The following is an 18,904-nucleotide window of genomic DNA, read 5'->3' on the forward strand; positions in this document are numbered from 1 at the left end:
GGGGAGTTCGGTCGTCGGTGTGCCGAGGGTGGGGTGGTCGGCCGCGCGTTGCACGGGTGCGTCGGACACGGTCTCCGCCCGGCGCCGGAGCGTGGGTGCGACCGGCGCGGGCGCGGTCCCACCCTGCGCCAAGGAGCCTGTGTAAGAGGGCAGTTCGGATGCCGAGGCGCTCGGGGCGGGACGGTCGGCCGTACGCCGAACGGGAGTCTCGTCCGTGCCCCGCAGGAGTGTGCCGGGCCGGTCGGGGGTGATCTCCGTCTGCCGCTGGACGACAGGCATGGCCGGTGCCGGTGCCATCGCCGTAGCGGGGCCGGGACCGGTCTCGCCCGAGGACGTGGCGGGCGCCGGGACTCCGGTCGACGGGGTGCCGAGAGGAGGCGCCTGGTCGGCCGCCCGCTGTACGGGTGTCTCGGGGGAAGGACCGGCGAGCTGTGCCGGGGGGACGGCGGGGCGCACGGCGGGTACCCGGCGCCTGGGGGTGGCGGGCACCCGGGCGACGGTCAGCGACGGGCCGACAGGGCGCGTCCGCACCACGGCTTGCGTGGCTTCCGCGCGGTCCCCCGGAGCCCTTTCACCGGCACGGCCGGGACGCGCGTCGGCGGCGGGTGCCTCCTGGCCCGGCCGGCCGCCGGTGACGGCGGAGAGGGGCCCGGCTCCGGTGGCGATCCGCTGCACGGACCGGCCGACGTGGGCCGTCTCGGGCGCGCCCGAGACGGATGCGCCGGGGACCACCGCGATGCGGCGGACCAGCGGGAGTCGTGCGGGGACCGGCGTACGGCCGGCCCCGGCCGGGGCTGTGGTCGGGGCTGTGATCGGGGTCACGGTCGGGGCTGCGGCGGTCGCTTCGGCCCGCTGGACGACGGGATCGGCGTCCGGGCCGAACGCGTCCGCGCCGAGCACCGCCGTGGACGGTGCGGGCGGACGGTTGTGGGTGGCGGGTGCACCGGCGGCCGCCCCGGCCGCCGAGGGGGTTTTCTGCCCGCCGCCGGACCGACCCGGCCGCTCGCCGGGCTTGCCGACCCCGTCGGCCCGCGAGCGACCGGTGCCGGCGCCGGTGCCGACTGCGGGCGCGGCCTGCGCGGACAGCGATGTGCCCTTCGCGGACGCATGCGCACCCGACGCACGCGCACCCGACGCACGCGCACCCGACCCACTTGGCTGCGCCCGCCCGGCGGCCCGCGCACCCGCTGCGGGAGGCACCTCCGGCAGTGGTGCCCCCGCTCCCGCTCCCGCCCCCGCCGATGGCGCGGCGACCGGCGCGGTGTCCGGCGCAGTGTCCGCGTCGGACGGGCGCAGCGCCCTGAGCAGCAGCGGGCCGCCTCCGCTGTGGGTGGGGTGCGCGACGGCGGGGCGGGCGATGCCGCGGACGAGGCCGGTCGGGGCGGTCGGCAGCAGGGCGTGGGCGAGGCCGGTGTCGAAGGACGGATCGCGCCAGGCGGCCAGCCCGTCCCGGAAGGCGAGTCCGTCGCTGACACTCATCGGCGCCCGTGACACGGTCAGGAGGGCCGGTGCGGTGCGGCGCCACCCGCCGTCCCAGTCCGCGGGCACGCCCGGGCCCCCGCCGACGGGGGCCTCCTTGCCCGCGCCCGCGCCCGTGACCACGCCCGCGCCAGTACCCGCCGCACCAGTACCCGCCGCGCCCGTACCCGCGGCGTGCGGCGCGGCGCCGCGCCGACGGACCCTGTCCCGCCACGCCATTTGTTCAACCTCCTTCGTTCATACGGGAGTTGATCTGTGCGATCTCGGTGACCCACTGCCGGCGTTCGGCATGGGTCAGGTCGAGGATCTCGTCGCGTTGCCAGTGGAAGTGGTAAGCGATGTACGCGATCTCCTCCCTGAGCCGGGGGAGCGCGTACGTCACGATTCCCCCAGGCGCCCACCGGAGAGGTCGACCTCGAAGCCGCCCTCGCAGTGCGGGCAGATGACCGCCGCGCGGGTGTGGCCCTCGCTGTTGACGCGCCGGTAGAAGTCCTGGAGGAACGCGACGTCGGTCGCGTACATCCGCTCCACGACGCCGGCGTGCACGTCGGTGACGGTGCCGAGCCGGGTGATGACCTGGCTGAGCAGCACCACGCTCAGGTACGCCGGGTTCTCCTTGACCCGCAGGTCGATCTGGGGCCGAAGCTCGTCGCGCGCGGTGGCCAGGCGCATCGAGCCGTGCCGGTGCAGGGTGCCCGCCTCGTCCATGTACCCGCGCGGCAGTTCGAACTCGAACTCGGTCCGCAGCGCGTGCTCCTCGCGCCGCGCCGGAGCGCCGCCGGAGGGCGCCGTCGGCGGTGCCTGGGCGGCCGGGGCGGGCTCCGTGGCCTGGAGGATCTCCTCCAGGCTGCCCGCCGTCACCGTACGTCGCCTCATTCGACGATGATCTCCTCGAACACGATGGTCACGGACTCGGTGGCCGCGGCGGACTCGCCGGCCTTGAGGGAGGGGCCCTCCCACTTCGAGGCCCAGCCGTTCATCAGCTGGATGCGCCGGACGGTCGCGCCCGTGGAGTCCTTGATCTCGATGGTGAGGTTCTGCCGAGCGGTGTCGACGGCCCCGTTGTTCAGGGTCTCCGTGATCCACTTGGTGAACTCGCTGCTCTTGTCGAGTCCCCGGGTGATCGTGACCTCGCCGGCCTGGCGGGCGCCGGGCTGCTTGCGGATGATCTGCTTGCCGTCCTTGCTGACCTGCCGGACCTCGACGACCTCCTCCTCGACGGTCAGGCCGCTGATCTCCTGGATCGACTCGACCAGGTAGCCACCGAGCTGGACGCCGAAGATGTGGGTGGAAAGAGCATCGCCCTCTGCCATGACTGTCTGTCACCTTTCCTTGCTGTTCGGCCCGGTGGTCCCGGGACCGGCGGACCCGCGGGTCACTCGTCGACGAGGCTCGTGCTGTCGGAGTACTGCGCCAGCCGGAAGACCACGAACTCGGCCGGCTTGACCGGTGCCACGCCGATCTCGCAGATCACGCGGCCCTGGTCGATCGACTCCTGCGGGTTGTTGTCCCGGTCGCACTTGACGTAGAACGCCTCCGCGGCCGTCCGCCCGAACAGCGCGCCGCGCCGCCACTCCTCGGTGAGGAACGCGGTGGCGTTGCGTCGGATGCTCGACCAGAGCCGGTCGTCGTTCGGCTCGAACACCACCCACTGGGTGCCCAGGAGGATGGACTCCTCCAGGTAGTTGAAGAGGCGCCGTACGTTCAGGTAGCGCCAGGCCGGATCGGAGGAGAGGGTGCGGGCGCCCCAGATCCGGATGCCCCGGCCGGGGAAGGCCCGGACGCAGTTCACCCCGATCGGGTTGAGCAGGTCCTGCTCGCCCTTGCTCAGGCGCAGTTCCAGGTCGACCGCGCCGCGGATCACCTCGTTGGCGGGGGCCTTGTGCACCCCGCGCTCGGCGTCGCTGCGCGCCCACACACCGGCGATGTGGCCGCTCGGCGGGACGGTGGCGTTGCGCCCGGCGGCCGGGTCGAAGACCCGGATCCACGGGTAGTAGAGGGTGGCGTAGCGGGAGTCGTAGCCCGCCTCGTCGTTGCGCCAGGTCCGCACCTGCTGCGCGGTGAGACCGGGCGGGGCGTCCAGGACGGCGACCCGGTCGCCCATCTGCTCGCAGTGCGAGATCACGGCGAGCTGGACGGTGCGCACACCCTCGGCGTCGATCTCTCCGCGCTGGTGGGAGCCCATCAGGTCGGGCACCGCGACCATGGTGATCTCGTCGATGGACTCCAGACCGCCGAGCCCGGTGCGGGCGGCCGCGTCGCCGACGTACTCGGCCGGGTCGAGCCGGGGCAGCGCGCCCTGGCCGCCGGCCGGGGCGGGCACGGCGGCGGGGGCGTCGGGCAGGGCCGCCGTCCGGTTCGCGGGCCGGCCCTGGGCGGTGCCGCGCTGCTCGGTGACCTCGATCAGCGCCGAGCCGCGGGCCTGGGTGACGAGGTAGCCCTTGACGTTCCGGCGGGCCGACGCCTCGAAGGTCTCGGCCACCGCGCCGTCGCGGTGGACCAGCAGCCTGAACCGGTCCTCGGGCGGGTTCTCGCCGTCCGCGTCGGCGATCTCCACCGAGACGCCGGTGACCCCCGGCCGGGCCGCGAACAGGAACCCGTCGAGCGCGACGGGTTCCGCCGCGCGCTGCTCGGGGACCGCGGCGGCGGGTGCGGAGCTGTCCCGGTCGGAGCCGCCGACCCGGACGACGTACGCGGCGCCGCCGCCGTTGGCGAAGTACCCGTGGACCGCGTGGGGCAGGTAGGCGCCCTCGGTGAACCCGCCGAAGCGCTGGGAGTACTGGTCCCAGCTGGTGACGAGTGTCGGCTCGTGGAACGGGCCGGTCCGGGCGAACCCGACGAACGCGGCGACGGCGGTGCCGACCCCTTCGATCGGGCGGGCACCGGACTGCACCTCCTCCACGTAGACCCCCGGGGTGAGGTACGTCGGCATGCTCGCTCCTTCGTGTCACCGGAGTTCGGTGGACGCTCTTCGGTGGACGGTTTCGGTGGATCTCGGGCCGGGTTCGGGCCGGGTACGGCGGACGTCGGTCGGCCGACGGCAGAACGCCGTCGACGGACCCGGTCGCGCGCCGCCGCGCCCCGGCCCCAGCTTTTCCGGCGGGCCGTCACCGGCGGGAGGGACCGGAGGACCTGCCCGGGGGCAAGGGCACTGCCCTCCCCGGCTCTCCGCGAACCCTTCCCGGCCCTCCCCTGCCCGTCGCGAACCCTTCCCGGGCCCCGTGACCCTCCCCGACCGCCCCCGGCGGGCCGTCGCAGCCGGCCGCGACGGCCCGCCGGCCGCCCCGGCTCAGGCCCGCGCGACCTGGTCCACGTACGGTCCGAACTCGCCCTCCAGCACCAGCCGGCCGAGCTTGCGGTACTCCTGCGCGACCGCCGTCACCGCCTGGGCCATCGTCAGCGGTCGCCCCGACTCGGCGGCGAGGTACGCGGCGGTCACTGCGCAGGCCCGGATGGAGCCTCCGGCCAGGTCGAACCGGTCCGCGCAGAACCGGAGGTCGAGGTCGTCGCCCCGGGGCACCCGGTAGCCCAGGCAGCGGTCCCACAGGGCGAGACGCTGGTCGGCGTCGGGCACCGGGAAGTCCGCGATCACGTCCAGCCGGCGGGTGAAGGCCTCGTCCAGGTTCGCGCGCAGGTTGGTGGTCAGGACGGCGATGCCGTCGAAGGACTCCATCCGCTGGAGCAGGTACGCCGACTCCATGTTGGCGTGCCGGTCGTGGGCGTCCTTGACCTCCGAACGCTTGCCGAAGATCGCGTCCGCCTCGTCGAACAGCAGCACCGCGTTGACGGCGGAGGCCTCGGTGAAGATCCGCTCCAGGTTCTTCTCGGTCTCACCGACGTACTTGTCGACCACCGTGGAGAGGTCCACCACGTACAGGTCCATGCCCAGGTCCGCCGCCACCACCTCGGCCGACATCGTCTTGCCGGTACCGGACGAACCAGCGAACAGCGCGATCACCCCGCGCCCGCGCCCGCCGCCGGGCCGCATGCCCCACTGCCCGAGCACCTGTTCGCGGTGACGGGCGCGCACCGCGAGTTCCCGCAGGCTGCGGTGGGTGGGGGCGGGGAGCACCAGGTCCTCCCAGCCCACCGCGGGTTCGACCCGGCGGGCGAGCCGGGCGAGCCCCGCGCCGTTCTGGGCCCGGACGGCCGTGCGCAGGTCGTCGGGGGACACCGGGCGGCCGTCGAGTGCGGCCGTGCGCACCGCGGTGCCAGCGGCCCGCCGCAGCTGCCCGGCGTCCAGGCGGTGCGCGGCCACGGACCGGGCGAGCGCCTCGGCCCCGTCCTCGCCGCCGACGCCCTCCTCGCCGATGCCCTCGCCGCTCGCGCCGTGCTGCTCGTCGGCCGACGCCAGCGCGTGCCGCCAGCGCGCGACCTGCCGGTCGGGGGCGGGTGCCGCCACGGTCAGGGTGACGGGGGTGTCGGCCGCCCAGGCGGGTTCCCAGCCGCCGGTCCCGTGGGTGAGGAAGGGGAGGCCGCGCAGGGCGTCGCACAGCGTGCGCAGGACCCCGGCCCGCTCGTCGGGCCGGTCGGGCAGTTCCTCCAGCGGCCCCAGCAGGACGCCCGCGCCCAGCAGCCGGGCCTCGCGTGCCACGGCCCGGGCGATGCCCGGCACGCCCCGGGGGTCCCGGGCCAGCGCCGCCGGGTCCAGGGCCAGCGGCGGCATCCCGCCCGCCCGCAGCGCGGCGACGGCGAGCCCCTCGGGATCGCCGCCCCGGCTGCGCAGGTGGACATGGCCGGTGCCGGTCCCGGTCGCGGCGGCGGCCCGGCGCAGCTCGGCCGGGTCGACGGCCGGATCACCGGCCGGACGGCCGAGCACACCCGTCAGCAGCGGGTCGGGCGCGGTGTCGCCCAGCAGGTGCGCGGTGACCCGGTCCGGGACGGTCAGCACCCGGGACAGGGGCGGCCGCTCGGGTTCGGTGACCTCCAGCAGACCACCCGCGACGAGCGGCGCGGAGGGAGCCAGCCGGAACCGGGCCGTCGCCACCCCGCGCTGCCCGCACAGTTCGAGGGCGAGCCCGACGGTGGGCCGGCGGCGCGTCAGGTCGTCGTTCAGGTAGCCGTAGAGCCGCTCGAACCGGCTGTCGAGGTCCGGGGCCAGGGCCACCAGCAGCAGGTCCAGGTCCAGCGGCGCCAGGGCGAAGCGGTCGGCGAGCACGGCCAGCGGGGAGCCGGGCGGCGGCGCGTCCGGTCCGGGCAGCGCGGGCGGAGCGGGCCGGTCCCCCTCGTCCAGGACGCGGACGGCCGCCTCGGGGGTGAGGAACTGGCCGCGGTACGGATCGTCCGGATCGGGATCGAGCGCGCGCCGGATCGCGACGGCCTCGCGCACCCGCTCCTCGACGACGCGCAGCCGCGTCCACAGGTACGGGGCCCGGGCCGGCGCCGCGGCGGTGGGTTCCAGGGTCCGGGTCACGGCTGCCGCCCCCCGCGCCGGCGGCGGGCGGGGGCCGACCCCCGCTCCCGGGGGCCGCCGAATCCCTCGGGACCGGGCTCGGCCACCTCGGTGTAGCGCAGCCGCCGTGCGGCCGTCGGCTCCTGCGGTGCGGCCCCCGGTTCCTCCGGTGCCGCCGCCGGTTCCTCCGGTGCGGTCCGGGCGGCGGCCCGGACCACGAGCCCCTCGGTGACCGGCGGGGCGGTGGCGGTGACGGCCCCGGCCAGTGGTGCCCGCACCCGCAGCCCCAGCGAGGGCTTCAGCTCGCCGCCCAGCGCCGACCACACGTCGGAGGCGGCGGGCGCGTCGAGCCCGGTACCGCCGCCGTCCAGGCCCACGATGAGGCCGAGTTCGGCGAGCGAACCGGTGAGCAGCCGCGCCGGCAGCGCGTCGGTGGACACCAGGCACCTCAGCACCTGGGAGAGCAGCCGGTGTTCGTCCTGCGGCCGGCTCGCCCACGCGGTGACGAGGTACGTCAGCTCGAACCAGCGGGCCGGGGCGCGGCGCGCGGCGAGGAAGCCGTCCGCGTCGTACACCTCGCCCGCGCCGCTGGCGCGCCGGCTGTGGTCCTCGCGGACGTCGTACAGGAACACGCACACCGTCGGGGCGCTGCGGCGGGCCGCCCAGTCGCGGGTCGGCGCGTCGAACACCACGTCGACGCCCGACGTCTCCAGGCCGGACTCCGCGAGCAGCCGGCGCAGCCCCTCGTCGACCTCGTGGATCATCGGCGGATCATTTCGTTGGGCGGCTGGACCGTGCCGCTGACCACCAGGAAGTCGGTCCGCACCGGGGAGAAGCCGGGCCCGCTCGCGGTGATGACCCGGGGGCCGGTCGCGTCCTTGGCGAGGATCAGCAACTGGCCGGTGAACCGGCCGTCCGGACCGGGGACGGTCGGCGCCGCCGCGGCCGTGATGCCCGGCTGCCAGGTGAACCGCACCGGCGCGCCGGGTGGGAAGTCCTCACCGCGCACCGAGGTGACGAAGCCGGGCTTGCCGATCGGCGGGACGGCGACGATGCGCGGCTGGAGGATCCGCAGCTGCTGACGGGCTTCGTTGTCCGCGGGGTCGGCGTCCGTGCCGGTGGTGGTCAGGGTGCCGGTCACCAGGCCGGTGACGGCCCGGTCGGGGCTGAGGACGACCTGGACGACGGTCCGGGCGCCCGGGGCGAGGTCGGGCAGCGCGCACACCCAGGCGCTGTCGCAGCCCGGCGGCGGCGCGTCGTGGGGCACGCCCCCGGGCAGCCCCACCCGGAGCCGCAGACCGGTGGCCAGCCCTTCGCGGCCGTTGCGAACGGTGTACGTGAGGACCACGCGACCACCCACGTAGCCGGGGTTCGGCTGCGCCGTGAGGCTCAGCCCGGGGCCGGCCGGCGGTGCCGGCGGTGCGGGCGGCAGGGGCCGGGGCGTGCCGATCGGCGACGGGGCCGGTGGGGCGGGTGCCGGGGCCGGCGGGACCGGGGCCGGAGGGGCGGGCGGGGCCGGCGCGGGCACCGGGGTCGTCGGCGGATCCACCGTCGGTGTCGGGGTCGGCGTGGGGGCCGGGGTCGCCGTCGGGGTCGCCGTCGGCGTCGGACCGGGCGTCGGCGGGGCCGGGCGTACCGGCACCACGGTCCGGCCGGTGTTGTCGCTGGGACGGGGGTCGAGGACGGCACCGGTGACCGACCAGTCCAGGGGCTGGTCGCCGGGCTCGACCCCGGTGACCGTGACCGTGACCGGCACGGTGGCGCCCGGGCGCACCACGCCCAGGGCGCAGACCAGAGCCGCCGCGTCACAGGTGGCGCCGGGCGCGGCGAGGCCCGTGACGGTCACCCCGAGCGGGGGCGCGACGGTCAGCCGCGTCCCGGGCGAGGCCGCCGGGCCGTGGTTGACGACGTCCACCCGGACGGTCCCGGAGTCGCCGACGGTGAGTGGTGCGGCGGTCCCGGGCGCCCGGACGGCGAGGTCCACGGACTGCTGGACGCCCGGCTCCTTCTGACGGCCCGGCAGACCGCCGGTGAGCGAGGTGCGGGCGCCGGAGGCCACGTCCACCAGGGACAGCTTCTCCGGGCTGTTGGCGGCAAGGGCGGCCCGGGAGCTGATCACCAGCGTCCTGCCGTCGGAGCTCCAGGCGGCGTCGCGGGGCTGGAAGGGCCCGGTGGCGGTGGTGTCGGGCAGCTCCCGGCCGCAGGCCCCCGGCCGGTCGCGGGCCGCGTCGGGCAGCAGTACCCGGCAGGCGCCGCCCGTCGCGGCGGCCAGCAGGATCCCGTTGCGCTCGTCGATCCGGCCGGCACCGTTCTTGCGGTTGAAGGCGATGGTGGCGCCGTCCGGTGAGAACGCCGGGCTGTCGTCGACGACCTCGCAGGCGCCGGGGCAGTGCGCGGTGCTCAGGTCGCGCTGCCGGTCCAGCCGGTCCACGGGCACGGTCCACACGTGCTTGTTGCCCCCGCGGCCGTTGATCACCTGGTTGCGGGTGAACGCCAGGGTCGTGCCGTCGGAGGACCAGGTGGGCTGGGCGTCGCCGCCCTGGAGCTGCCCCTCGGGCGGCACGATCACGCCCTGCAGCGCGCCGGTGGCGGCGTCCGCGATCAGGATCCGGCCGGGACCGGAGGCGTCGCCGACCCCGCCGGGCGAGCTGCGGGTGAAGGCCAGGTACCGGCCGTCCGGGGAGAACGTTGGGTCGGTGTCCCAGTCCCTGGGGCCTCGGCCCGCGAGCGGGAGCGCCGTCGGGCCGGAGCCGTCGGCGTCCGCGATCCAGATCCGCTGGATCCGCCCGGCCGGCAGGTTCGGTCCGGCCGGCGCGTCCTCGAACCGGGTCACCACGATCCGCCGCCCGTCGGGCGTGTAGTTCTGCCGCTCGGTCCACGGGTCGAACCCGGCGGCGGGCCGGAACAACGGGTCCTTCGCCGGGTCCGTCTCGGTGTCGGCCGCCGGGTCCTCCTTGAGCACGGTCCGGTTGAGGTCACGGGGGTCGGATCCGTCCGGCCGGACGTCCTGCAGGGTCACCACGTGCGGGCCGTGCGCGGAGACGCGCTCGACCACCGCGCCGCCGCCCTGGAGCGGGCCGAGCCAGGTGGCCGGTCCGACCTCGCGGTCCTCGCTGAGCACCACCGCAGGTTCGTCCTCCGAGTACGCCTTCACCCGGAACACGTGGTCCCAGTCGCCCTCGCAGCTGCAGGTCCGGTCCGGGCTGAGGAAGAGCAGGTCGTTCCCGTCGGGCAGCCAGCTTGCCCCGTGCGTGCGCCACTGCGCCCGCGGACCCGCGAGCAGCGGCCCGCCGGTGCGCCCGTCGGTCCACCGCAGCCGGGGTCCCTCCGGTCCGGTGGCGGTGTACGCGATCCGGTCCCGGGTCGCCGGACCGTCCACCGGGTTCCACACCGGTTCGGTGCCGGCGCCGTCGGCGGGGTCGGACACCCGGGTGGCGGGCCCGCCCCGGAGCGGCCGGACGTAGACCTGCCGGCCGGCGGTCCGGTCGACGTCGGAGGAGTACGCCAGTCGCGTGCCGTCCGCCGAGACCGTGGGGTGCTCCTCGTTCGCGGGGGTGTCGGTCAGCCGGGTGAGGCCGGTGCCGTCGGTGCGCACCAGCCACAGGTCGCGCTGGGTTCCACCCGTCCCGGCGGGCCGGGCCGCGTCGAAGACGACCGACCGGCCGTCCGGCGTCAGCCGCGGGTTCGCCGCGTCCAGGCCGCTGGTCAGGCGGTGCACGGCGCCGTCGGCGGAGCGCAGGTAGACCTGCGGGGCCTGCTCGTCGCGGCGGCTCGCGAACACCAGCCGGTCGCCCAGCGCGGCCGGCTGGACGTCGAAGTGCGCCGGGCCCTCGCCGAACAGCGGCGGGCTCGTGGTGTCCGTCGCCACCCGGCCGAGGCTCCGGTGGCGGGTACCGGCGTACGCGATCCGGCTCTCCCCGGCATCGGCTGCCGCGGTCCGTGGCCCGCTGCCGGCCTCGGGGGGCCGGTCCCCGGCGCTGCCCGGGCCGGCGGCCGTCGTCATCGCGAGCAGCGGCGCCAGCAGCAGCAGTGCCGCGCCGGCCCTGCCCCAGCGCTGTCGCCGACGGCCGGAGCCACCCGTGCCCATCACGGTCCACCTCACAGTCCGGTCCAGCATCCATGTCCGACGCTGCCACCCTGCCGGTCCGCGACGGCGGACCGGCAGGGCCCCGGGGCCGCGCCCGGGGGAAGCACCGGCTGCGCTTTCGGGCAGCCGGTGCCGCTGCCGGTACCGCTGCCGGAGCCGCTGCCGGAGCCGCTGCTTCCCCCGGCGCGGCCGGTCCGGTCGGGCCAGCCGGGTCAGATCAGCCCGTTGCGCAGCGCGTAGCCGACGGCGTGGGAGCGGTTGCGCAACTGCAGCCGGGTGATGACCTCGTGCAGCACGTTCTTGACGGTCCGTTCGGAGTACGAGGTGTTGCGCGCTATCTCCGCGGTGTCCAGGCCCTCCGACACCAGGCGCAGCATGTCCGCCTCGCGCGGGGTCAGCGTGGACAGGGAGGCGGCGTGCGGGTCGAGGGCCGACCGCTGCAGGCTGCCGACATGGTCGAGCAGCTTCGCGAGCAGGTCGCCGGGCAGGACGCCCTCGCCGTTGGCCATCGCCAGGACCAGCCGCAGCAGCCGGTCCTGGTCGGCCTCCGTGCGCCGCAGCACCGCGGTGACCCCGCACTCGATGGCGCGCTGCAGGGCGTCGCCCGAGTCGAAGGTGCCGACCACGAGCCCGGTGCGGGTGGCGGAGTTGTGGCGCAGCCGGTACAGCAGGGCGGTCGTCTCGTCGTCCACGCTGTCCACGGCGACGAGCGAGACCCGCGCCTCGTGCGCGTGGGCGTCGTCGACGAGTTCCACCTCGGGCCGCTGGCGCAGCTGTTGGACGATCCCGACGTGCAGGACCGGGTCCGAGGCGTACACGGCCACGGTGACCCGCCCGCCGGGCTCGCCGGCCGCCGCGTCGTGCGCGGCCCGGGCGTGGGCCGGGCCGTGGGCCGCCGGGCCGCGGCCCGGGGCTCGGCCCTGGGGCGGGACGCTCGGCCGTGCGGTGCCGGTACCGGTGCCGGTACCGGCACCGGTACCGCACGGGTGGGCGGTGCCGATGAGGTCGGTGTGGAGCATGAGGCGTACCTGTTCCGTGATGCGTATGAGGGGTGTACTGCGGGTGCTAAGGGCAACAAAGCCGCTGGGCAGGGGAGTTGGGGTGGGTTCTTCGGGGCATCGGGGCTGCCCGGGCCTTGCCCCCGCGCCTGTGGAGGCGGGCCGGGCGGCGGCGTAGCGTCGCGGCGTGACGACTCCCTCTACCCCTCCAGCAGCCGCTCCCGGCTCCGGCGCGCCCGGCCTCGACATCCCGTCGGTGACGGTGACGCCGGGCGGTACCGCGACCACCAGCCTGACCGTTCGCAACGACGGCGACATCGTCGAGGCGTACCACCTGGAAGTCGTCGGTGACTGCGCTGCCTGGACGACGGTCGAGCCCGACCGGGTCTCCCTCTACCCCGGAACCTCGGAAACGGTGACCATCCGCCTGGCGCCGCCGCGTTCGCCGCGGGTGCGGGCGGGCGAGGTGCCGCTGGCCGTACGGGTCCTGCCCACCGAGCACCCCGAGGCGGTCAAGGTCCCCGAGACCACCGTGCGGGTCGAGGCATTCCGGCAGCTTCGGGCCGCGAGCACTCCCAGGCGCCGCCGCGGCTGGCTGCGCGGCCGTTTCCGCGTCGCCGTCCACAACGAGGGCAACCGGCCCGTCCAGGTGGGATTCACGCCGGACCAGCCCGGCGAGGACCTGAAGTTCGACGTCCGCCCCGCGGCTCCGACGCTGGAGCCGGGGGAGTCGGTGGAGGTGGCGCTGCGGGTCCGCGCCGGGAAGCCCGTGTGGTTCGGGAAGCCGGTGACCTGGCCGTTCACCGTCACCGTGGCGGAAACCGTGGCGAAGGCCGTGGCGAAGGCCGGAACGGAGCCCGGCGCGAAGGCCGGGTCGGCGGATGCGGCGAAGGCCGGAGCCCGGGCCGACGACGCCGGTGAGGATGCCCGTGGGGACGTCCGTGGGGACGACCGGGAACAGCCGCGGTCGGAGGCCGAGTTCGTCCAGATACCGATCTTCCCGACCTGGCTGCTGGCGGTCCTGGCGGCGCTTCTCGCGCTGCTGCTGGCCTGGTTCCTGCTGGTGCGTCCCGCCGTACGCAGCACTGCGAAGGAGGCCGCCGACCAGGCGGTCCAGCAGCAGCTTCCGACCCCCACCGAAGCGCCGGCCGACGGCCGGACCCCGGCGGCGGGCTCCGGCCGGCAGGGCACCGGGGTGCCGGCCGCCGGGGCCGGGAGTGCCCTGCCCGGGGCGGGCGCGGGCGGCGCCGGTACCGGAAGCGGCACCGGAACCGGAACGGGGGGCGGCGTCGTTGCCGGATCGGGTGGCGGACAGCAGAGTTCGGCCACCGTCGACCAGACGACGGCCGCCGGCGAGACCAAGGTCGGCACCTACACCGTGCCCGTGGGCAAGGCGTTCGGGATCACGGACATCGTCGTCGCCAACTTCCAGGGCGACGAGGGCGTCGTGACGATCGGTTTCGGCGACCGCAAGATCACGACGATCGCGCTGGAGACGTTCCGTAACCAGGACTACCACTGGGTCACCCCCATCAGGATCACTGAGAACCAGACCGTGACGGTCCAGGTGACCTGTGCGAAGCCGGGCACTCCGGCCACTGGCGTGCAGGCCCAGGAGTGCCACGAGGTCCTCAACGTGAGCGGCGTGTTGAGCGACCTCAGGTGAACAGATGCACACGCATCGTCTGTCAGGTTGTCCCGTGAGAAAAGGTGAGCCTGAGTCATTCCGGCTGAAAAACGACGGTTCGGACGCCGCGAGGGCGACGTGCAGGTGACCGTACATCCTCATTTCGGCGGCCCCGGGCGGCTCCGGCCGGGCGTTCGAATGTGAACCTGACGGACCTTCAAATAAGGCTGGATCCGATCCCTCCCGGCGTCCGACCGACCGTTCGGGTGCCGACGGGCCGGGACGGCGGCCGTCCAGGAGTGTCGGTGAGCACCGAGGGCCGGCCCGTGACACGGGCCGGCCCTCGTCGGATGCCGGGACGCGTCACGAACCGGCGCGCCGTCGGGCCGAGTCGCCGGCGAGCGACCGGTCGTGCCGGTACGCCTCCTCCGCCCAGTTCGCGAGGTCCCGCAGTTCGGCCTTGAGCTCGTCCCAGGTCTTCATCAGGGAGCCCATGGTCCGGATCTCGAAGGGGACCATCATGGCGCCCTCCTCCTCGTGCGGGGCGATCTGGTTCATGCCGCCGAACACGCTCTGCTGGGGGATTCGGGGGACGCCCTTCAGCGTCGACTCGGCGAAGCCGAGGAGCGACACCGGGAGGCCGTCGATCTCCCGGGTGGCCTCGTCGCGGAACTCCAGGTTCGCGCTGCCGTCGCCGGGATCCTCCTGGAACTGTGCGAGCAGGTCGACGATCGCCTCGCTGTCGGCCGACAGGAAGTCCTGGAACCCGGGGTCGAGGAGCGCGCGGACGTCCGTGAGCTGAGAGCGGGACAGCACGACCGTCAGGTTCTTGATCTGGCCCCGGTCCTCGTCCTGCGCGAGGTAGTCGGCCATGGCCGCGACCTGCATGAAGAACAGCTGGCTGTAGCCGTCCAGCGCGTCCGTCTCCAGCCGCTTGCGCTTGCGCGCCGACTCCTGGCCCCGCTCGTACCGGGCGACGACCTGCGCGGCGAACGTCTTCGACTGCGAGAGCCGGAACCGGGCGCGGGGGAGCGGCACCCCCGGGCCTTGGGGTGCGGCCTCCCGGAGGTGGTCGAAGAACAGCGGCATCCCGGCGAGCGGCACACCGACCGAGTAGTGGACGAACAGACCGTCACCCATGCCCGGGGCGCCGGCGTAGTCCGGGAAGTCGAGGTCCGGGGCGATCCGGGCGTCCTCCCCCGCGGGCAGGATCTCCAGCTGCAGGCCCATGCCCGCCAGCGGGGTCTTGCCGGTCTGCCGGTAGAACGCCTCGCGCACGGTCCTGATCTCGTCGACCATCCGGTCGAGGGCCGCAGGCCCGGACTCGCTGCCGGTACCGACGACCGCGACCGCTCCGGTCACGAACTCCAGGTTCGAGTAGTCGCCCCCGTTGCGCAGCGACCGCTTGTCGGAGACCAGCTTGAAGTCGGCCGCGGTGCTTTCGGCCAGGTCGGTGTCGCCCTCGTACGTCGCGCCGCCGGACTTCTCGACGGGCATGTCGATCTCCGTCTCGAACCCCAGCTTCCGCTGCACGGCGGGCCCGGCGGCGCCCGGGCCGTGGCCCGGCTCCGCCCGCTGGACCGGCTCCGTCCGCTGGACCGCCTCCGTCCGCTGGACCGCCTCCGCCCGGCCGGGCGGGCGCGCCATCACCCGACGCGCATTGGCCTCGGCCTCGCGCTCGAAGGAGTCACCGGGATCGCTGACCCGCAGGCCGTCCCCCCGGTCGGTACCGGCGACGGCCCCCTTCCGCTGCTGGATCACATGGGTCAGCTCGTGCGCGAGGGTGTGCCGGTCGTTGCCCCCGTGTCCGATGACCACATGACGGCCGGACGTGTAGGCCCGTGCACCGATCTCGGCGGCGGACCGCTGGGCGGCGGCGCCGGTGTGCAGCCGCACGTCGGAGAAGTCCGCCCCCAACCGCCCCTCCATCTCCTCGCGCACCGGCCCTCGGAGCGGCCGCCCGGCCCCCCGCAGCACCTCGTGCACACCGGACCGCTGGACAGGGTCCGGTCCCTGTTCGCCCTGCCCGCTCTGTCCGTCCCGGCCGCCCCGCGCCAGCCGGGCCACGACCGCGTTGCCGATGCTCCGCTGCAGCTCACGAGCCTGCTCCGGGGACATCACCTCCGCCGGGGGCCCGCTCATCCGCGTCTCCCGGGCCTTGCGGTCACCTCCGCCGGCCCGCTCGCCGCCGTTCCCGCTGCGATTGTCCGCCCTCGCGCGCACTGACCCTCCCGGTCGCCTACCGCTGCCTTGCCTTCTCTCCCTACACCGTTGGTACCCGCCGCTCCCATCCCCGGAAGTGCACCCCTGGGGCCGCACCCCTGCCCGACCCGGCCGGCCCCGGGCCCGCGGGTCGCCGGGGCCCGGCCGCGCGCTGCCTCGGCCGGGACCTCTCCTGGCCGGACCGGCTCGCCCTGCCGGAGCGCCCCGACGCGTGAGCAGCCCCTGTCGTCGTGCGCCGGGGGCGGCAGTGGCCGCCTCCCGGCGCACCGGTCACCGCTGCGCGTCGCCACCACGCACAACCAGGTGCGGCCGGGTCGGCGCGGTGCCCGGTCCGGCACCGCCCGGTCCGGCACCGCCCGGTCCGGCACCGCCCGGTCGTGGCCGGGCGGGCGGGTTGCGGGTGTCAGAGCCAGCCGTGTTGGGCGGCTTTGATGCCGGCTTCGAAGCGGCTGGTGGCGTTGAGGCGTTCCATGATGGCGGCCATGTGGCGGCCGACGGTGCGGGAGGAGATGCCGAGGCGCTGGCCGGCCGTGTCGTCGGTGAGGCCGGTGCCGAGCAGGCGCAGGAGGTGGCGTTCGGTGGGGGTGAGTCCGGTGGTGGGGTCGTCGGGGGTGGTGGCGCCGAGGGGGACGGCGGTGTTCCAGGCCTGTTCGTAGAGGTCGAGGAGGGCGTTGAGGATGCCGGGTTCGGTGATGTGCAGGGCGCCTTTGCGGGTGTTGTCGGGGTCGATGGGGACGAGGGCCTGGGTGCGGTCGACGATGACGACGCGTTGGGGGACGGTGGGGGCGGTGCGTACTTCGCCGCCCTGGCCGAGGAGCCAGTGGGCGTAGTGGGCGGCGTGGGGCTGGTGGCGGTTGGAGTCCTGGTAGAGGGTGCGGATCGCGACGCCGCGGGTGAGTGCCTGGGCGTCGGCGGGGCGGGAGGCGGCGAGGTCTTCGGGGCGTTGGGTGCCGGGTTGGCTGCTGAGGACTTCGTGGGTGGCGGTGCGGCCCATGTGTTCGAGGCGGTGGTGGATGGCGTCGAGGCCGAGGAGGCGTTCGCCGTGGGTGGTGTGGTGTTCGGCGCGGTCGGCGACCATGCGGGTCACGGTGGCGCGGGAGGCGGCGAGGGCGGCCTGGCGGGCGGCGAGGTCGGCTTCCTGGCGGGCGACGATGTCGGCGAGGCCGATGGCGGGGTCGACGGCGCGCATCCGGCCGGGGTGTTCGGCGGAGGCGCGGATGAGCATGAGGGTGCCGAGTTCGTCCAGGGCGTCGTGGAGCCGGCCGGGGGTGAGGCCAGTGCGGGCGGCGAGGGTGTCGATGTCGTCCGTCGGGTGGTCGAGCATGGCCCGGTAGACCTGACAGGCAGTGGACGAGAGGCCGAGTGCCTCCAACATGGTTCCCCCCGGAAACGTGTGGCGGACATGCACGACGGTGCACGAAACGGCACTGATGATTTCAGCGGGGCGCAGTTGCACACAAGGGCAGACCTGTCCCGGCTGCGGCGGCTTTCACCGGTTTGACCAGCGGATTCCCCTCTGTGTCCCCTGCTGGGGGAGCCGGCCGCGTCGAAGATTCTGACATGTCTATGACTGATTGTCCGATGTCGGACAGTCCGGTTGGCGACAGCCGGAGCGCCTTCCGGCGGGGCCCCGTGACAGGCCAAGCTGGTGACCGCCGCCGGAGAAACCGACCGGACGGCGAACCGGAACGAGCGTCAACCGCGGGACGCCGAACCGGAACTCCGTTGCCCAACCAAGTCGTTCAGGAGAATCACCGTTATGCGCAGCCACCTGGTCAAGGTCGTCGCGGTCACCGCCCTCGCCCTCACCGCCCTGTTCGCGGCCCCGGCCGTCCTCGCTCCCGCCGCCTCCGGCCCCGCTGCCGCCGCCACCTCCGGACCCGCCGCCGCTGCGCCCTCCCCGAGCGGCACCGTGCCGGCCGACGGCAGCCTCGGCTGGGGCTGACCCCCCTTGGACGTCGTCCACGCCAGCCTGCGGCGCAGGGATCGCGGTGCGGTCGCGTCGCAGGAAGCGAGCGAGGTCGTCGGCATCCTGTGGGCCCACGCCCGGCCCGGTGACGGGCTCCAGCACATCACCGCCCGCGCCCAGGACGACCGGGTGGACCTGCTGCTCTACCTCCTCACCCGCCGCACTGCCGACGGCCCGTCGGACCCCGTCGCCTCCGCGCACACCCTGATCACCCGGGGCCACCGCGCCTCACCCCTGCTCTCCCGCCGCTACCACCCGCCGGCGCCGGAAAACAGCTGATCGTCCGTCATCGGCCCACCGGACCGCCGGTGGGGCCTTCGCCCCGGCTGTTCGACACCGACCGCTGTTCCTGCAGGACAGCCGTCCGCCGACACCCGCCGGGCCGCCCCGCGCGCCCGCCGTGCCACGTCACCACCCGAACCCGACCCAAGGAGTTTCCGCATGCCTTCCTCCCTCCGCTCCAGGCTCGTCCGGCTCACCCTGGCCGCCACCGTCGCCGCCTCCGGCGCGATCGCCACCACCGCGGTCACCGTCGCCACCGCCACCACCGCCCAGGCGGCGTCCTCGGTGGGCGGCCAGATCACCCGCAGCGAGGTACTCGCTCGTGCCAACGACTGGTACAACCGCAATGTCCAGTACGACCAGGACGCCTCGGCCACCGACGTCGGCGGCCGCTACTACCGCACCGACTGCTCCGGGTTCGTCTCGATGGCCTGGCACCTGGCCTCCAGCGAGAACACCGACAGCATCGACGTGCGGTCGCTGACCACCCGCGTCGCGCTGACCGACCTCCAGCCCGGCGACGCCCTCGACAACGACCCCCACGACGGCAACATCCTCGGCTCGGGCCACATCGTCCTGTTCGACCGCTGGATAGACAGGTCCGCCGGCACCTTCGCCTACATCGCCGAGTCCAGCAAGGCCAACGACATGCAGAAGGGCACCGCCTCCATCTACGGCGGCAACATCGGCGGCCACCCGGCCGGCGGCTACTTCGGTCTCCGCTACAACAACATCACCGGCGCGAGCGCCTCCGCCGGTACGGAGTCGGGTGGTGCGGGGCGGGTGCGGTGGGCGGATTTCGACGGTGACGGTCGTGCGGACTACGTGGTTCTCAACGACAACGGTT

13 protein-coding genes and 1 pseudogene are annotated in these 18,904 nt (G+C 75.0%); 4 read left to right on the forward strand and 10 right to left on the reverse strand.

The features are described 5' to 3' along the window. Positions 1–1,702: 1,702 nt before the first annotated feature. The 8 genes from ACIPYS_RS25245 to ACIPYS_RS25280 form a co-directional block, all read right to left on the reverse strand. Positions 1,703–1,861 (reverse strand): DUF6760 family protein, encoded by a 159-nt coding sequence (locus ACIPYS_RS25245; protein ID WP_167349762.1) that lies wholly within the window; start codon positions 1,859–1,861, stop codon positions 1,703–1,705. Next, entirely contained in the window at positions 1,858–2,355 is a 498-nt protein-coding gene (locus ACIPYS_RS25250; protein WP_093863650.1) for a zinc-ribbon domain-containing protein, read from the reverse strand. Before ACIPYS_RS25250 ends, ACIPYS_RS25245 begins: the two co-directional genes overlap by 4 nt. Next, positions 2,352–2,792: a phage tail protein gene (locus ACIPYS_RS25255; protein ID WP_093863651.1), complete on the reverse strand. Its 441-nt coding sequence runs from the start codon at positions 2,790–2,792 to the stop codon at positions 2,352–2,354. Before ACIPYS_RS25255 ends, ACIPYS_RS25250 begins: the two co-directional genes overlap by 4 nt. 62 nt (positions 2,793–2,854) lie before the next feature. Further along, on the reverse strand, positions 2,855–4,411 hold the full coding sequence (locus ACIPYS_RS25260; protein ID WP_400749833.1) for a phage tail sheath family protein: 1,557 nt from the start codon (positions 4,409–4,411) through the stop codon (positions 2,855–2,857). A gap of 357 nt (positions 4,412–4,768) precedes the next feature. Continuing rightward, positions 4,769–6,892 (reverse strand): AAA family ATPase, encoded by a 2,124-nt coding sequence (locus ACIPYS_RS25265; protein WP_400749837.1) that lies wholly within the window; start codon positions 6,890–6,892, stop codon positions 4,769–4,771. Beyond that, the gene (locus tag ACIPYS_RS25270; protein ID WP_400749840.1) at positions 6,889–7,635 is read right to left on the reverse strand and encodes a DUF4255 domain-containing protein; all 747 of its coding nucleotides are present in this window, start codon (positions 7,633–7,635) and stop codon (positions 6,889–6,891) included. The genes ACIPYS_RS25265 and ACIPYS_RS25270 overlap by 4 nt, the downstream gene beginning before the upstream one ends. After that, positions 7,632–10,958, reverse strand: coding sequence for a hypothetical protein (locus ACIPYS_RS25275; protein WP_400749843.1), 3,327 nt, complete (start codon positions 10,956–10,958; stop codon positions 7,632–7,634). Before ACIPYS_RS25275 ends, ACIPYS_RS25270 begins: the two co-directional genes overlap by 4 nt. Positions 10,959–11,170: 212 nt before the next feature. After that, on the reverse strand, positions 11,171–11,977 hold the full coding sequence (locus tag ACIPYS_RS25280) for a LuxR C-terminal-related transcriptional regulator (RefSeq protein WP_400749846.1): 807 nt from the start codon (positions 11,975–11,977) through the stop codon (positions 11,171–11,173). Positions 11,978–12,212: 235 nt separating this feature from the next. Here ACIPYS_RS25280 and ACIPYS_RS25285 point away from each other — a divergent pair, with 235 nt between their 5' ends. After that, entirely contained in the window at positions 12,213–13,622 is a 1,410-nt protein-coding gene (locus ACIPYS_RS25285) for a hydrolytic protein (RefSeq protein WP_400749861.1), read from the forward strand. A 324-nt stretch (positions 13,623–13,946) separates the two neighbouring features. Here ACIPYS_RS25285 and ACIPYS_RS25290 read toward each other — a convergent pair whose 3' ends face one another. Both ACIPYS_RS25290 and ACIPYS_RS25295 read right to left on the reverse strand, forming a co-directional pair. After that, complete coding sequence (locus ACIPYS_RS25290) at positions 13,947–15,725, reverse strand: DUF4157 domain-containing protein (RefSeq protein ID WP_400749849.1); 1,779 nt, start codon at positions 15,723–15,725, stop codon at positions 13,947–13,949. Positions 15,726–16,209: 484 nt separating this feature from the next. Beyond that, positions 16,210–17,181, reverse strand: coding sequence for a LuxR C-terminal-related transcriptional regulator (locus tag ACIPYS_RS25295; RefSeq protein ID WP_093863654.1), 972 nt, complete (start codon positions 17,179–17,181; stop codon positions 16,210–16,212). 384 nt (positions 17,182–17,565) lie between these two features. Between ACIPYS_RS25295 and ACIPYS_RS25300 the strand changes: the two genes are divergently transcribed. The 3 genes and pseudogenes from ACIPYS_RS25300 to ACIPYS_RS25310 all read left to right on the forward strand — a co-directional run. Continuing rightward, positions 17,566–17,751 (forward strand): hypothetical protein, encoded by a 186-nt coding sequence (locus tag ACIPYS_RS25300; RefSeq protein WP_093863655.1) that lies wholly within the window; start codon positions 17,566–17,568, stop codon positions 17,749–17,751. A gap of 6 nt (positions 17,752–17,757) precedes the next feature. After that, positions 17,758–18,054 (forward strand): hypothetical protein, encoded by a 297-nt coding sequence (locus ACIPYS_RS25305; RefSeq protein ID WP_400749854.1) that lies wholly within the window; start codon positions 17,758–17,760, stop codon positions 18,052–18,054. Between the two features lie 162 nt (positions 18,055–18,216). Beyond that, positions 18,217–18,904, forward strand: a pseudogene (locus tag ACIPYS_RS25310) (hypothetical protein); the annotation flags it as partial.

The organism is Kitasatospora sp. NPDC089913, from assembly GCF_044748625.1.
GTDB lineage: Bacteria > Actinomycetota > Actinomycetes > Streptomycetales > Streptomycetaceae > Kitasatospora.

Excerpts from the sequence above, each read along its gene's own strand:
- ACIPYS_RS25250 (WP_093863650.1), bottom strand. The coding sequence starts at position 2,355 with ATGAGGCGACGTACGGTGACGGCGGGCAGCCTGGAGGAGATCCTCCAG.
- ACIPYS_RS25255 (WP_093863651.1), bottom strand. The coding sequence starts at position 2,792 with ATGGCAGAGGGCGATGCTCTTTCCACCCACATCTTCGGCGTCCAGCTC.
- ACIPYS_RS25260 (WP_400749833.1), bottom strand. The coding sequence starts at position 4,411 with ATGCCGACGTACCTCACCCCGGGGGTCTACGTGGAGGAGGTGCAGTCC.
- ACIPYS_RS25270 (WP_400749840.1), bottom strand. The coding sequence starts at position 7,635 with ATGATCCACGAGGTCGACGAGGGGCTGCGCCGGCTGCTCGCGGAGTCC.
- ACIPYS_RS25275 (WP_400749843.1), bottom strand. The coding sequence starts at position 10,958 with ATGGGCACGGGTGGCTCCGGCCGTCGGCGACAGCGCTGGGGCAGGGCC.
- ACIPYS_RS25280 (WP_400749846.1), bottom strand. The coding sequence starts at position 11,977 with ATGCTCCACACCGACCTCATCGGCACCGCCCACCCGTGCGGTACCGGT.
- ACIPYS_RS25290 (WP_400749849.1), bottom strand. The coding sequence starts at position 15,725 with ATGAGCGGGCCCCCGGCGGAGGTGATGTCCCCGGAGCAGGCTCGTGAG.
- ACIPYS_RS25295 (WP_093863654.1), bottom strand. The coding sequence starts at position 17,181 with ATGTTGGAGGCACTCGGCCTCTCGTCCACTGCCTGTCAGGTCTACCGG.
- ACIPYS_RS25300 (WP_093863655.1), top strand. The coding sequence starts at position 17,566 with ATGCGCAGCCACCTGGTCAAGGTCGTCGCGGTCACCGCCCTCGCCCTC.